Here is a 15410-nt window from a genome sequence, read left to right as displayed (position 1 = left end):
TATTTTGCCCTTGTCCCGCTTTAATCAAAACCGGAAAGCTGGTTTTTGCAATCAGCAACAGCATTTATGCTAGACCGTTACTTAGTTTTCAAGAGACGGGAGTGGAGGTTTTTTGCATCCGGTTAATAAATATTTCAGAGGGGGATGCTATCTTTGGCCGTTAGTACACCTACTATTTGAAATAATACATGAAAACCATAATTTTACTTATTATAATATCCGGATTGTTATTTTCTTGTGAGGAAAACGATACGCCTCCGGTTGAGACTCCCGTTGCCTTATACACCCTCCCGGTAGTGGTGCATATTATCCATTCGGGCGAAGATGTCGGGGAAGGTGCAAACTTGCCGGAGGAACGGGTTAGGGAGCAAATCAAATCCTTAAACGATGATTTCAGAAGAGTACCGGGCACATTGGGTGAAAATAACTCTCCTCTTAGCGATGATGCTTTTATTCAATTTAAACTGGCAGAAATAGATCCGGAGGGAAATCCCACCAACGGAATCCATCGCGTGAACTATTTTGATGCGGAGAATGAAACCGATCTTTTTGATAAGCTTCCAACGATTGCCTATTGGAACCCGGAGAAATATCTTAATATTTGGGTATACGGTGGCCTCCCTCCGAATACGCTTGCCGGAAGAGCCTCATTGCCTACAACTGATTTGCCAGGGCTTGAAGATGAATTGGGAACGATAGGTGACGCTGTGATGATCAACGTGCATCATTTTGGTAAATCGGATGTGGAGGGGCCGCTCAACCTGGGTAAAACCCTGACCCATGAAATGGGACATTTTCTTGGCTTGCTTCATGTTTGGGGAAAGGTTCATGAAGGAAAGCCTTGTTTGGAATTTGATGATTTTGTGGAAGATACACCGCCCGTAAGCAATGCTATAGATTGTAATGGTGGTACCCCGCTCGCTTGTGACGGCCAGCCGGCACCGGTGAATAACTATATGAACTTAACAGCGGATAAGTGTCTGAACATGTTTACAAAAGGGCAAATAGAACGGATGCGTTATGTATTGGAAAATGCCGTAAGAAGAAAATCTTTGCTTACTTCAGAGGCGATCGATAGATAAGTATGATAAGGGGTTTACGAAGGAGAATAGCAGAGATGCCTTTCAGGTTTACAGTGAAGTGAAATAAAGAGTTAAACGTTAGATCAGTTATGGTTACTTGTTTTTTAAAATACACCATTGACCCATTAAAAGTTAAGGAATTTGAGCATTATGGCAAGCTTTGGATTGACCTGGTGAACGAAATGGGAGGGATTCATCACGGGTATCTAAAACCTTACGAAGGTCCAAGCAATATTGGATATGCATCATTTTCATTTCCGACATTAGCCGCATATGAAGCGTACCGGAATAAAATTCCTGATTGTAAAAAATGTCAGGAAGCATTGCAATATGCCATAGACTCGGGCTGTATTATCAGCTATGAGCGATCATTTATGCAGCCTGTTTTTAAGGGAATTAACGATAAGGCAAAAATTGAGTAAAAACGTTCGTTGGGCTGTCCTTCCTGTTAGGGAACTTAGAACACGCTCTTATTACGAAAGTAAATTCATGTATTAATAAACGGACGTTTGTTAACGTATCCTACCCTTCGTAAGAAAGCCTGCATTCGCGCTTTATAAAAAAGACATTCACATGGAATGTCTTTTTTTATCGTTTCCGAAGACGGTGTTTTTCAGAAAAATAGAATGAAGAGCATGTTTAAATTTCATCTTTTGGGTCAAACATTCCCATTTCAGGAACTTTAGCGCAGCATTTTGAGAACCCTAAACTGAGCAATAGGGGTGGCCTCTCGAAGGAGTATCTCCCGTGGGACGGCCCCGCAACGAATTTTAAACATGCTCTTAGGGTGGTAGCCGGATCTATCATTGATGAAATTTGTGCTGGAGGTTTTTCCCTTTTCATACGATTGCTTAATTAACCGTTGAGTACGGCTTGATCTTGCAGTTTTCTGATTTTTGAAAAAGCCGTAACAACCATCAGGTAGGTGCAGGCAATGATCACAATATCGATCCCGGTAGAGCCCCAGTAAACCCCCGACAGACCCGTCAGCTTCGGTAGGAGGAGCATAACGGGAATATAAAATACAACTTGCCGGGCCAGTACCAAAAGGCTGGCCATGCGTCCGTTCTCGATAGAGGGTAATAGCACGAGGGCCATAAAAATTACGGGCAAAAAAGGAAGTACAAAAATGTACACCCGGAAGTTGAGTAGCTCCCCCTCCCCAAAAGCAAAGCCGGGTAACATGGTGCTCAAGGTAAGTTGCGGGAAGAGCGTCATCAATAACCAGAAGGGCAGGATGACCCAAAAACCGGTTTTGGTAAAAAGGGAGTAAGCCTGAATAACCCGGTCGTATTGTTTGGCCCCGTAGTTAATACCGGCTACCGGTTGCAATGCGCGCATCAGGCCGAACAACGGAGTCATCATAAACAGTAAGATCCGGTTGGCCGCCCCGTAAAAGGCAATGTCCGGTTCATTGCCCAGGCCGGCAACTACATTAAATACGACAATGGCCTGGATCACGCTCATCACCGACATAATCAGCGAAGGCATCCCCGTTGAGCAGATAGATTTAAGGAGCTTTTTGTCCCATCCCAGGTAGCTGACATTCACAACAAAAGAAGCTTTATCTGTAATAAAGTACCAGTAACCGATAAGGGTATAGATCAGCATGGCTACATTGGTGGCCCAAGCCGCACCTCTGACCCCCATGTCAAAAAAGAGGATGAAAACCGGGTTCAAAATGATGTTGATCAGAAGGCCGAGGGCCATCATGAGCGCTGCTTCTTTGATTTTTCCCTCTCCCCGGATCAGCATGTTCAGGGCCAGACCGTGAATCCAGAAAAAGGCCCCGATCAAGGTGGTTTTGAAATAGGCCGTACCTAAAGCCAACACCTGGCCTTCTCCGCCCATAAAAGCCACTAGTTCCTCGGCAAAAATAGATGTGGGTACGGCAAACAGCACAGTGATCCATAGGCTGAGCCAAAGCATGTTTCCCAACAGACGTTTCTGGACTTCAGTATCGTTGGCTCCCAATGCAATACTGAGGACTGTCCCTGCTCCGACACCCACCAATGAGCCTAACCCAAAGGTGATTTGTGACAAAGGGTAGGCAATGGAAACCCCGGCCAGAGCGGTTTTGTCGATCAGTTGCCCGACAAATACCGCGTCCAGGAAAGCATTCAGTCCAAACAAGACCATTGCGATAATGGCCGGGAGCGATAATTTCCACATCACTTCAGGCAGTGCACCATAGAGCATCAAATGCTTTTGTTTTTCTTTTAGATCCATATTTATTTTCAGAGAAGTTGTAAAAAAGACGACTTATTTTTAGTCCTAAAAACTTATGGAGCGACCTCTTCAAAGGTTTCTTTGACAGAGGCACACACATCGGGAGACAGGCCGGCTGTAAGCCTCTGATAAAATTGATTGAAGATGGCTTTTTCCTGTCCGGCGGCAACTTCTCCCATCCAGCTATTTAGTAGAAGTCAGCGTCACCTACGTTTCTTGCCGTAATTTCAAAGGTCCTCCGGAGGAACAGTAATAGGAATACCGTTAAACTTTTCATCTGCATGGAGTATTTTTTTTGACTTGCTTATTTAGACTGAATATAAATACTGTTATATTGGCGTAAATATCTATACTGATAGTAGAGGGGTGTGTACGAGATCGGGAGTTTTTATTTACGAATTCGGGACGTGGCTTTCCTGTGAACAAGTGGGCAAGAGGCGAAGTAATTTTGAGGCTTGTCCGGAGCAAAGCTACGTCCCACAGAAATGTATTTCAAAAGGATGAAAGCAAGCATAACCATTGATGATATACAGGAAATGATTTTTGAAAAGGAATATCCTCCGAACTTTAACGCGGCAGAGGGCTTGACGGAAAATATCCTCCACGGTGAGTTTAAAGGAGCAAAAATCAAGGCCAGAGAGCTTCATCTGAACGGTATGTTGCTACTCAAAAGTGAATATTTTTTCAATGAGCTTATGTCTGTACAAGGAGGCTTGAACGAGCCTGTGCTGGAATTGAGTTTTCATTTGAAAGGACGTGTCGATGGGGTTGTACAGGGTTTTAAGGAAACGATTTGCCAGGAAGAAGGAGACCTCAGTTTATTGTATATGAATGAGCCAACCGGGAGCTTTCAATTTGAGAAGAATATGCAGCATGAAACCTTCGGCATCGGTTTTACCCTGGACTATTTTCAACGCTTTGTCAATAGCCAAAACAGGGTCATCGACCGTTTTTTGGAAGCCATCGCCAAGCAAATTCCTTTGCGGGTAGCGCAAAAAAGTAGACTGAATCCCTTGATCAGAAACACCATTGACCAGATTATGCAGGCTCCCTATCAGATGCCCCTCAAACGGATATTAATCGAATCGAAAGTTTTGGAGCTTTTTGCTTATCAATTAGAAGCCTTTGAACAAAAGGATTCCGGGGGAGCTGTGCAGTTACACAGTGGAGACAAACAAAAATTACTGTATGCCAGGGAGCTGCTGGAAAGAAGACTGGACACTCCTCCGACTATTTACGAACTATCCAGATTGGTGGGTTTGAACGAATTTAAACTCAAGAAGGGCTTTAAGGAAGCATTCGGTAAAACGATTTTCGGTTACCTCTCCGACCACCGGCTAGCCCTGGCCAGGCAGTTTTTACTGGACACCGACCGGCCTGTTTGCGAAATAGCCGCAATGATCGGTTACAGCCATCAGCAACATTTCAGTGTGGCCTTTAAGAGAAAATACGGAATCGCTCCTATAGAAATACGAAAGCGTTAGTGGCAGTCAATTGCTGTCGGGGCAGCATCTGCCGTAGTAGCAGAGGTTGAATGTTTTTTTGAAAACCTCCCTGCCGGAGAGTATGTGTTAACCGCACGGTTTATAGGCTTACTGCCACAAACGCAAAAATTGACATTACGACCGGGAGAGGAGGTGAAGGTGGATTTTGTATTAAAAGAAAGTATCCAGGCCCTTTTAGCCTGCCAAGGTATCAGCCCGCCCAAAAGGCAACAAGTTCAGCGCATCATGTAGGCTTTTATATTATTGATGTCAATAGCCTGATTTTTGGGAATTGGTATAAAGAGATGACTCGTCCTTTTCATTACCGAACCAAAATCTCCTCCATCAGGACTGGGTGAGGAGTAAAAGGTCTTCTTTATAACAAACTTCAAACAGCTGGTGCCGTATAAGTTAAGCTTCTCAACTTCAAGTAAGCGAAGATTGTGATTACTATTTATGTAATGATTATAAGGATAATACGCTTCATTTATGCTTAACCCATTCTTGTAAATTTTTACTTCATATTTGTTTTGAAATAATTGATTTTTTAGTTCATGAATGAAGGTGCCCAGCGTAAATGGAAGGATTGGTATTGTTAAAATCAGAATGAATAGTGCCAGTATAATGGAAAGCATAGGATCCGCTACTTTGTAAAGAAAAAACAAAAAAGATCCAATAGGCACCCATATTAATAAGATTTTTAGAAAATAGAAAAACCCCTTTTTCTTAAATTCTTTCGCTTTGAAACTCTGCCAGTATAGCGTTTCATAATGCCAGTGAAAAAGGGGGGTGTTTTCGTATCGCCTGGCCCTGTTTTTATTTGCTCTGTTTCTTAAATTAAAATAAATAAAAAGCATGACACTGACAGCACTAAGGGCCATCACTAAATGAAGTGCTACTTCATACTTTGTACGAAACGTATTAAAATCATTACTTGGCAAGTATTTTATCCCAAATGCCACAAAAAACATTGTAAAAAACGAGACAAATAGCAAAACCAGAAATACCTGAAGTAGAGGGTGTAATTCATTATTTTTCATCGTGTGGGACAACTTATTGATAGTCAATAATTTGTTTTTATAGAAAAGTACATGGCCTACTGGACATCACAAAAAAAGCTGGCCCTTGCTTAGTTTTGAGTTGTGTCACAAAAAGAAGAAAGAGCCAGCTTTTGGACAAAGCTAAGGAATATTTTCCGGAGATGAACTATAGCAACGTGCAAACTACAAATTGGTTGTTGAGGTTCTGTTTGTTAAAAGAAAGCATCTACCTGAACAAGCTCAAACATCATGTCGAAAGATTTTGAGCAATCACCACCGGGCTGACCTGAATGCTACGAAGTTATATGCGGTCTACCGGCTACGTTGGAAAACATGGGGATGAAATCCCCGAAAAAAGTACACTTGCTGCCGGTCCTGGTGGTGGTAGCCTAGGTGTTGTATGTGAAGGCATCCGGCATCTGCACGAAATCAGGCCCAAATGCTAGGTACCGGCCAATGTCCGGTAGGATGACAATGGGTCTAATCAACATCTCAAATGCTTTGCTGCTAAGCCAATTATGTCACAAATACAGTGTTCAAAAGTGATTCCCAGAACGTTTTTACAAAAGTTAAATGCAACAATATTGCATTTTAGGTTGTAATTGATTATATATGCAACATTATTGCAATAATAAGGGTATGCCGAAAACCTTCAAACAGAGTAGGTGTCATTTAAATCTCAATCAAAATGAATCTGAAGAAAGAAGTATTGATCGCTCAAATTCTAGCTGAAAAGTCCGCCAGTGTAAGCAGTACGCACTGTTGTGGTAGCTCACATTGCTGCTCTACATTTTAAACCTGTTTGGGCAGCAGTTATATATTGCTGTCCATCCCTTCTTTATTGAGTAAGATGTATATTTTAAATAACTTGTATCGATGCAAAATGCTAGATTAAAGGCCATTGAACAATACCAAAACGGGGAGGTTATCTCGCGATTTACGGACATGTATGCCATTGACCAAAAAGAAGCGGTTGACCTTTTTCAGGAGACTAAAAAATTTTTGTACATAAGTCCGATTGAAGGGGTCTTCATTCCGGATGATCTGTTGATACTGGATGAAATGTGGCATAACTTCATATTGTTTACAGCTGTATACCATGAATTTTGCAAGCGGTTTTTTGATAACAAATTCTTACATCACTTACCTGCATCAAAAAAGGAAAAGGAGTCTCATATTCGTTTGTTAACGGAACAACCTGAACTGGCCCGGGAAGAGTATCTCAGGAAGATGGAAAAGCTCGTTTCGATTGTCTATGATCATTTGGGTGAGAAGACAGTAAAAAAGTGGTTTCAGATATACCCGAAGAAATATAGCAAGGAAAATATTAAAGCCTTGAGAAAATGAGCATATTCCCAAAACGAGCAGTACAGGGAAGCTCTGTTGTCATACATTGGAATTTCAATACTTCCCAAATCAAAGAGCAACATGTCTTGCCATGGGTGCGAATAGGAGTGCAGGATCCCGATGGAAAACTATTCATGCTTTTTGAAGAGCATGTATTGGGCTTGCCGGATCCCGTTGAAAAAACAATGACTTCCTGCTCTTCTCCTCAATTAAAATACCTGAACAAGAACGTCCCTTTGTTGTTATTGGCCGATTACCTGAGTGGGGCATTCAAAAGAGAAAAGTTGGTCGAAATCCTTGAGAATATTCAGTCCGGTAGGCACTATTATTTCACCTTTGATGTACCTCAAAATGCTCCTTTGGGGAAATATAAATTAATTTCCGAACTCCATATGGATGGGATCGTAAGGCATTCAAAAACAGCCCCTGATGATTTCTTTTTTATAGAAAAGGTATCGTGCAGAAAAGTGGGTGAGTCGGGAAGAGAGAGGTATGCTGTTATCGTTAATCACTCCAGGGAAAAAACCCCGGTTAAACTCGTGGGTTGTAGGCCCGCAGAAGCAGGAACAATGCGTACGACTGTAAATATGTTTGAACTGGAGCCTCTGGAAGAACGCCTTGTGCCTCTTGCGACACCGCTGAATTTCCTGCTTTATAATGAGGAACGGCAGGTTATCCCCTTGCAAGCGGGTTCTCCCGGTTACCTGTTGCGCAATCAGCAAGTGCTGCAAATCAATAAGAAGAATGGCCGTACCTATTTGCTGAAAAAGGATCGGGAAGCTGCTTACCACCTTACGAAACAGACAAAATCCTTGTGGCAAAAGTCAGATGGTTTGCTGAATATACAGGAGCTGAAAGAAGGGGAATTGAAGGTGTATGAGGAATTAAAGACGGAAGGCTTGATCACGGAGCTCCGTTTTGAAAGTTAGCCGTTGATACAACCACTTATCCTGCCTTCTATCCGGAGGAACTTTTCCTGGTAAAATTGTGAACGCAATTCTTCTTGCGTTTGATACTTAATCGTGTACTTGCAATACTGTTGCGTTTATTTTTATGAAAACTTTATATAAATTTCTTGCCATTTTGCTGACCAACAGTAGCTTTTGTTATGGGCAAGGGGCCGCTGTGTTAGGAACTGTGTATTCAAAGAATGGAGAGGGGATACCCGGTGCATTTATTCAGGTGAGCAGCGGGCAAGCTGCCGTTACCGATGAAGCAGGCAAGTTTGTGTTTCAAAACCTGAAACCCGGTGATCATACCCTCACCGCTTCTTTTATGGGCTTTCAGGCAATGCAGAAAACCTTTCATGTAAGTGAAGGACAAAGGCTGACCGTCAATTTTACGCTAAAGGAGGAGGTGAGGCACTTGAATGAAGTGACGGTTACAGAGAAATCCGAAGCTCGTGAATTAAAAGAAAGTGTTGCCAGTGTGGCAGTGCTTGAGGCGAAAGGTCTTTATACCCAGAGCAATAATACCAGTGAAGTTCTCAAGCAGGTTTCCGGGGTAAATGTCCGTCAGACAGGTGGTTTTGGTAGCGAGGCGGAAGTGTACATCAACGGGATGTCCGGGAAACAGGTAAAGTTTTTCCTGGATGGCATTCCGTTATCGTACTTTGGGTCTGGGTTAGGGCTAAATGTACTTCCGCTCAATTTAATGGAACAAATAGAGGTCTATAAGGGAGTGGTGCCGGTACACCTGGGGGCCGATGCGTTGGGGGGAGCGATCAACATTATTCCCAGGACAGAATACAGCACCTACTTGGATGTTTCTTATTCTTTGGGCTCGTTCAATAGTCATAAAGCCAACCTGAACGGGCAATTTGCGGATCGTCAAAATAACTTCCTGGCAGGGGTTAATTCCTTCTATAATCACTCAGACAATACTTACAAAGTAGATGTGGAGACAATCAATGAATCTGGCAATCCCGTACCCGTTACGGTAAGGCGTTTCCACGATCGCTTTTCCAACTATCTGGTAAATCTATATGCCGGGGTGTATGAGAAGGCATACGCAGACCGGTTGATCATTAGTGCCAGGTATTCCGGACTCAACGATGAGATACAGCACAATGCCGTCATGTCCCAGCCCTATGGCGAAGCGACTTATGAGGAGTCAACCTTAGGGTTTTCCTTTGAATATGAAAAGCAGAACATCCTTCCGCAAACTACACTGAAATGGTATGGGGGCATGAATTATACCAGGGGGTATGTTACAGATACAACGTTAAATGCTTATACCTGGGATGGTAAAGTGTATCGAAGAAGGACGGACGGGGGAGAAATATCCACTTCCAGGAGTTTACTGGAACTGAACGCAAAAAATGCGCTGAGCCGTTTCAATGTCCGCTACGAGCCTTGGAAAAACGGCCAGGTAACCTTCAATGTATTTACCTCCTGGTTCAGGCGCAGAGGGGAAGACCCTTTCGCTGCCGAATTCTATGGGAAGGATTACTACACTCATCCAACTGTGCTGGTAAAAAACGCTACCGGCATTGCTTATGAGCACCAATTCGGAAAAAGCTTTACCGGCTATACCGCTTTTAAGCACTTTGTATACGCATCCGATGGATATCTTATCCAAAACATGGAGTTTCGTCCTAACCGGGAGAGCGTTTCTAACATAGGCTATTCTCAATCCTTCCGGTACCATTTTACCGATAAGCTGCTGGCCAAAGCCTCTTATGAGTATGCTACCCGTTTACCGGATGAACTTGAATTGTTTGGTGACTTTACGCTTGTGCGCCCCAATCCTTTTTTGGAACCGGAGCAAAGCCATAACGCCAACCTGGGGCTGCAGTATCATTCCAAAAAGCTGGATATTGAACTCAATGGCTTTTACAGAATGACGGATAATATTATCTGGTTGCGTACCTCTCAGTTTTACGCCCAGTACCAAAACCTGTTGAAAGCGCTGGTAACGGGTTTCGATGTAGAGATTCACTATAAACCATTCCATGGCCTTAGGGTGAAAGCCAATGCTACTTATCAGGACATCCGAAACCGTTCCCCCAAAAATGTCACCGGGTCAATAGATGAGCGGTATTATAATGCGCGATTACCGAATATCCCTTATCTGTTTGGCAATGGAGAAGTCCGGTATCAAACAGAGCGTTTTTGGGGGACGGAAAACCGCTTATCAGCCTGGTGGTCGGCCGGTTATGTACACGATTTTTTTCTGTTTTGGGCTGTAGATGGCAACCGGGAGCGGAAGAATTTTATTCCGGCTCAATTGATTCAGAATGCCGGGGTTACTTATTCCTTGCCGGAAAACCGCTTTTCCATTACAATGGAATCTACCAATCTTTTTGACCGGAAAGCTTATGACAATTTCAGCGTACAGCGCCCAGGCAGGGCCTTTTATCTTACACTAAGAACTTATCTGGATAAAAAAATAAAATGAAAGGAATATGAAAAAAACAATACTGACTATTTTTCACACTGTTGGTCTGATGTTGTCAGCCATGTATTTACTGACAGGTTGTTCAGACGATGAGAACCCTGCCCCCGGCAACAACGGCACCCCCCTTGAATCCGGTTATGCCATTTCCACGGTGAGTGGTGCCTGGCCGGATATGACAACCTATATCCAGTGGGTCCCTGAGCTTGGTTTTACGTCCATAGGTAATGACCAGGCGATTGAGCTTACGGGAAAAGCAAGCACCGTTTCTTACGGAGGAGCTGTTTATGCCATGCCATTCGGAGCGCCTGCAAACCTGGTGAAATATGTGGTGGGGAGTGATTCCGTTCCAAAAGAGGAGGAGAGAATTGTAGTGCCGGGTGCAAATACATTTGCTTCGCTTCATTTTAAAAGCGAAACGTTGGCGTATGGAACCGTATCGGGAGGTATCTCCAAACTCATCATTTTTGATCCTTCTACCATGCGAATTACAGATGAAATTTCCCTTTCAGCAGTGACAGGTAAATTTTCTGAAGCTACCCGAACCTATTATCTGGATATGCTCGAAAGGGATAACAAGCTTTTCATGGGGGTACATTATGAAAATAATTTTGAGCCTGTAAATGACTCTGCCTATATCGCTATCATTGATTTGAATACCAATGAGGTGGAAAAAGTCTTGTCTGATGGGAGAACGGGGATGTTTTTCGGTGGGCATGCACCGAAAACAGGGATGATCCTGGATGAGAAGGGAGATATTTACGTTCAGGCTCTGGGAACAACGAATGCCGGGGGGGAGGCTCCCAGTGGTGTACTTAGGATCAAGAAGGGACAGACGGATTTTGACCAGGGCTATTTCCTTGATCTGGAGGCCGTCACGGGCAATATTTGCTTGGGTATTTATCATACTTCAACCGGGCGCACTTTCACCGCCAAAGTCCAGGACGAAACCGACTTTTGGGAATATGCTACGGGCCAGCCTCAATTCAAGTACGTGGAAATTGACCTTCTTGGTAAGACCAGCAAAGGAGACGTGCCGGGATTACCTGTCACTTATGGATCAAGAAGCATGATCATCCGTGAAATGGATCATCAAAACCTCCTTTTCACTATTGCTACCAATGATGAAAATACCGTCTATGAATTCGATGTGTCTTCCAACAGTTCGAGTACCTATTTCAATTCAAAGGGGGGGTATATTACAGGTTTGGAAAAACTGGATTAAGGTATGTTACAAGCAATAAATCTTACGAAAAAGTACGGTGATTTCAGGGCTTTGAACTCCCTCAATTTGTCTGTGAATGAAGGGGATATCTTTTGCCTGCTAGGTGCCAATGGAGCAGGCAAATCCACCACCATCAATCTTTTTCTGAATTTCATTAATCCTTCGGGTGGCAAGGCTGTCATCAATGGACTGGATGTAACGGAACATGGGAAAGCAACCAAACAATTGCTCTCATATATTCCGGAAAACCTGATGCTCTACCCCAACCTGACGGGATTGGAAAACCTGGACTTTTTTTGTGGCTTAGGTGACAAAAGCTATGCTAAAGGCCAGTTGGAAGAGCTGCTGATACAGTCCGGTTTACAGCCGGATTTTATCCGCAAGCGGGTAAGCAGCTACTCCAAGGGCATGCGTCAGAAGGTGGGCATTGCCCTGGCCCGGGCACGGGAAGCCAGCGTGTTGCTCCTGGACGAACCTACCTCCGGGTTGGATCCGAAGGCCAGCAATGAGTTTTCAGAACTGCTTCTGGAAATGAAGGAAAAAGGAGTCGCTACTTTGATGGCTACTCATGACCTGTTCCGGGCCAAAGATACCGGCACGCATATCGGTATTATGAAGGAAGGGGTACTGATCGAGCAGTTTGCTTCCCAAGATGTGAGTTTTCAGGACCTGGAGAAAATGTATCTTAAACATATGCACAATTAAGCTGTTTATGCGTCAATTATTTTTCATAGTACGAAAAGAAATCGTAATAGCTTTCCGCGAAAAGCTGATTGTTTCCTTGGGAGTTATCCTCCTTTTGCTACTGGGGCTGGCTCTTTATGCAGGCTATATCTCTTACGTGCAGCAAAGGCAGACGATCACTCATACACAACAGGAAAAAAGGCAGGAGTGGCTCAACCAGGGGGATAAGCACCCGCATATTGCAGCTCATTACGGCACGTTTGTCTTCAAGCCCAAAACGATACTCAGTTTGTTTGACTTTGGGCTGGACTCCTATACGGGCACCTCTGTTTACCTGGAGGCACACTTTCAGCACGAGTTCATGTTTCGCCCGGCACAAGACCACAGTAGTATGATTCGTTTTGGGGAACTTAGCAGTGCATTGGTATTGCAGGTACTGGCACCGCTACTTATCATTTTTCTCGCCTTTGCCTCCTTTACCCGGGAGCGTGAAAGTGGCACCCTAAAATTACTTTTGAGCCAGGGCATTTCCTTGCGCACACTCGTCTCGGGTAAAGTTATAGCCTATAGTCTCATGCTGGGGTTAATCGTATGGCCCTTTGTCGTAGGGATTTTGATTATTTCAGCTGCTGGTATTCAGCAGGCAACGATCCCGGATATAGCCCTCAGGGTCGCATTACTGGCCTTGATCTATGGGGTGTATTTGCTGCTCTTTATTGCTTTTTCCGTATGGGTTTCGCTGCATTCGTCTACCGGAAGAAATGCCTTGTTGGTATTACTTACCTGCTGGATATTTTTTGTTATCCTCATGCCCAAAACCTTGGCTAACCTCAGCGAAAGTTTCTATACATTGCCATCGATGCGTGAGTTCAAAGCTCAGATTCAGAAGGACAAACTGAAGGGACTGGATGGTAAAACACCCCGGTCAGTGCGCATAGTCAACCTGGAAAAAGAATATCTGGAAAAATACGGAGTGGATTCCGTACAGCAACTACCCTTCAACTTTGAAGGGGTCCGGATGCAGGAGGGAGAAGAATATGGCAATAAAATCTATGACCATCATGTAGAAAAGTTGCACAAGATTTTTCATAAGCAAAACCGCTTGAGTAGCATCGCGAGCCTTTTCAATCCGTACCTGGCCGTACAGCATCTTTCCATGGCTTTATCGGGCACGGATATGCATACTTTCCTCCACTTTGAAGAAAAAGTGGAGGGTTACCGAAGAGAGATGGTTCGAAAAATGAACAAGGACATGGCTGAAAACTCCCGGTACGGTGAGTTCTATGGCTATAAAGCCGGAAACGATTTGTGGCAGAAAATAGAAAACTTCACTTATCAAACCCCTGCTACATTGGATTTGCTACCGCAGTACCGCATGGAAATCGTATCACTGCTTTTGTGGGGGGCGCTCGTGCTGGTCCTGTTCAATTCTTCTAACCGAAAAATCAAGCCGACCAATGGATAAAAAGATTAAAATACTGATCCGCTACGAGTGGAAAGCCTTTATCCGCAACAAGTTCCAGCTGTTTCTGTTGGCTGTCACGTTTACATTTGGCCTGTATGCGATTTATTACGGACAGTCAGAAATTGACGCACAGCGAGAGACAATCAATGCCATTACTCAGTTGGAACAGGAAGAGTTTTCCCTGTACAAAACCAGCTTTAGGGAAGAGCGGGAAACGCTAGGGCAGGAGCAAACACATGATATTGCCTCTCGTCCGGCCTATGCCTGGTATCGACATGGCTACCACGCTATTTTACCTCCGCATGATTATGCGTCCCTGGCTATTGGTCAGCGCGACCTTTTTCGTTACTATTACCGCCTTACCGGCATGAGCCTGTACTATCAGCTTTTTGAAAATGAGTTGGCCAATCCCGTCAACCTGATGGCCGGTAACTTTGATTTGTCTTTTGTCTTGGTCTACCTGTTTCCTCTGCTCATTATCGCTTTTTGTTACGGATTATTTTCCTCAGAAAAGGAAAACGGCACGCTTTCATTATTGCAGATCCAGGCAGTTAGTATCCGAAAGATCATACTTGTGCGTTGGGCCTTCTATTTGATCATGATCACCGGCTTGGCCTTATTACTCTCCCTGATCGGTCAGTTAACCTCAGGTAGCCCCGTAAAAAATGAAAACATGGCACCCGCCATTGCATGGATCCTGGCTGTGGTAGTGTACTGCATATTTTGGTTTGGGCTGATGTTTTTGATTGTGAGTTTACGCAAAAGCTCTTCTTTTAATGCGATCACTGCGGCGGGTAGTTGGCTGCTTTTGCTGATCGTGATCCCGGCGGTTCTCAATGTGATTGTAACCGTAAAATATCCTCTCAGTAGCGCCACACTGGCCGGGCTCACCCGTAGAACCGGGCTGGAAAATGAAGACAACAAAGAGGAATCCAGAAAAGTGATTGCCGAATTTATCGCGCATGAACCAACGTTAAAAGGAAGTGAACGCTTAATGGAAAATAACATGCTGCCCAAAGCATATGCAGCCTTCACATCTCTGAAAGATATCCACAGCCGGGAAGAAGTGAATCACTACAATGCCCAAGTGGCCAAAAGGAATGCGTGGACTTCCCGTTTTCACTGGCTTAGCCCGGCTGTCAATATGCAGGAAGTATTGGCCCGTATTGCCAAAACAGACCTCAATATCTTCTTGCATTTCCAGGAGGCGTTGGCGGATTTTCACAGAGACATAACCGATTTCTATTTCACGCGCCTCTTCTGGGATAAACCCATCTTATTGGAGGATTATTCCCGGCTTCCGGCTTTTAAGATGCCAGCTGTGAAAGGCCGGTGGACTACCATATACTTGGGCTTAAGTAAAATCGGCTTCGCTGCCATAGTAGCTTTTGTGTTGGGGTTCATCAAAATGAAAGGAGGAAACAAGTGATGAAAAGTATTTTTATACTGAAGTGATTT

Annotated in this window: 13 protein-coding genes; 10 read left to right on the top strand and 3 right to left on the bottom strand. The window is 44.0% G+C overall.

The window, feature by feature from the left end; translation table 11 throughout:
* Positions 1–188: 188 nt before the first annotated feature.
* Both AAG747_RS12715 and AAG747_RS12710 read left to right on the top strand, forming a co-directional pair.
* Positions 189–1082 (top strand): M43 family zinc metalloprotease, encoded by an 894-nt coding sequence (locus AAG747_RS12715; RefSeq protein ID WP_346821551.1) that lies wholly within the window; start codon positions 189–191, stop codon positions 1080–1082.
* An 89-nt stretch (positions 1083–1171) separates the two neighbouring features.
* Entirely contained in the window at positions 1172–1504 is a 333-nt protein-coding gene (locus AAG747_RS12710; protein WP_346821550.1) for an NIPSNAP family protein, read from the top strand.
* A gap of 433 nt (positions 1505–1937) precedes the next feature.
* Here AAG747_RS12710 and AAG747_RS12705 read toward each other — a convergent pair whose 3' ends face one another.
* A complete protein-coding gene (locus AAG747_RS12705) occupies positions 1938–3311 on the bottom strand; it encodes an MATE family efflux transporter (RefSeq protein ID WP_346821549.1) in 1374 nt (457 codons plus the stop codon).
* Between the two features lie 53 nt (positions 3312–3364).
* Positions 3365–3490, bottom strand: a complete 126-nt coding sequence (locus AAG747_RS12700; protein ID WP_346821548.1) for a hypothetical protein — start codon at positions 3488–3490, stop codon at positions 3365–3367.
* 321 nt (positions 3491–3811) lie between these two features.
* Here AAG747_RS12700 and AAG747_RS12695 point away from each other — a divergent pair, with 321 nt between their 5' ends.
* The gene (locus tag AAG747_RS12695) at positions 3812–4795 is read left to right on the top strand and encodes an AraC family transcriptional regulator (RefSeq protein ID WP_346821547.1); all 984 of its coding nucleotides are present in this window, start codon (positions 3812–3814) and stop codon (positions 4793–4795) included.
* A gap of 236 nt (positions 4796–5031) precedes the next feature.
* Here the strand turns inward: AAG747_RS12695 and AAG747_RS12690 are convergent, their stop codons facing one another.
* Positions 5032–5835, bottom strand: a complete 804-nt coding sequence (locus AAG747_RS12690; RefSeq protein WP_346821546.1) for a hypothetical protein — start codon at positions 5833–5835, stop codon at positions 5032–5034.
* An 876-nt stretch (positions 5836–6711) separates the two neighbouring features.
* On the opposite strand from AAG747_RS12690, the gene AAG747_RS12685 reads away from it, so the two are divergent.
* The 7 genes from AAG747_RS12685 to AAG747_RS12655 all read left to right on the top strand — a co-directional run bounded on the left by AAG747_RS12685 (position 6712) and on the right by AAG747_RS12655 (position 15381).
* Positions 6712–7182, top strand: a complete 471-nt coding sequence (locus tag AAG747_RS12685) for a glycine-rich domain-containing protein (RefSeq protein ID WP_346821545.1) — start codon at positions 6712–6714, stop codon at positions 7180–7182.
* The gene (locus tag AAG747_RS12680; RefSeq protein WP_346821544.1) at positions 7179–8111 is read left to right on the top strand and encodes a hypothetical protein; all 933 of its coding nucleotides are present in this window, start codon (positions 7179–7181) and stop codon (positions 8109–8111) included. Before AAG747_RS12685 ends, AAG747_RS12680 begins: the two co-directional genes overlap by 4 nt.
* Positions 8112–8235: 124 nt before the next feature.
* Positions 8236–10581 carry a TonB-dependent receptor gene (locus AAG747_RS12675; RefSeq protein WP_346821543.1) on the top strand — a complete coding sequence of 782 codons (2346 nt, stop codon included), beginning with the start codon at positions 8236–8238 and terminating at the stop codon, positions 10579–10581.
* A gap of 7 nt (positions 10582–10588) precedes the next feature.
* The gene (locus AAG747_RS12670) at positions 10589–11803 is read left to right on the top strand and encodes a DUF4374 domain-containing protein (RefSeq protein ID WP_346821542.1); all 1215 of its coding nucleotides are present in this window, start codon (positions 10589–10591) and stop codon (positions 11801–11803) included.
* Between the two features lie 3 nt (positions 11804–11806).
* Entirely contained in the window at positions 11807–12508 is a 702-nt protein-coding gene (locus AAG747_RS12665; protein ID WP_346821541.1) for an ABC transporter ATP-binding protein, read from the top strand.
* A 7-nt stretch (positions 12509–12515) separates the two neighbouring features.
* Positions 12516–13952 (top strand): ABC transporter permease, encoded by a 1437-nt coding sequence (locus tag AAG747_RS12660; protein WP_346821540.1) that lies wholly within the window; start codon positions 12516–12518, stop codon positions 13950–13952.
* Positions 13945–15381 carry a DUF3526 domain-containing protein gene (locus AAG747_RS12655; protein ID WP_346821539.1) on the top strand — a complete coding sequence of 479 codons (1437 nt, stop codon included), beginning with the start codon at positions 13945–13947 and terminating at the stop codon, positions 15379–15381. The genes AAG747_RS12660 and AAG747_RS12655 overlap by 8 nt, the downstream gene beginning before the upstream one ends.
* The last annotated feature ends 29 nt before the right edge of the window (positions 15382–15410 follow it).

The sequence above is a fragment of the Rapidithrix thailandica genome (assembly GCF_039710355.1).
GTDB lineage: Bacteria > Bacteroidota > Bacteroidia > Cytophagales > Flammeovirgaceae > Rapidithrix > Rapidithrix thailandica.
The sequence above is the reverse complement of the archived record's forward strand: the minus strand, read 5'-3'. Positions and strand labels throughout refer to the sequence as shown.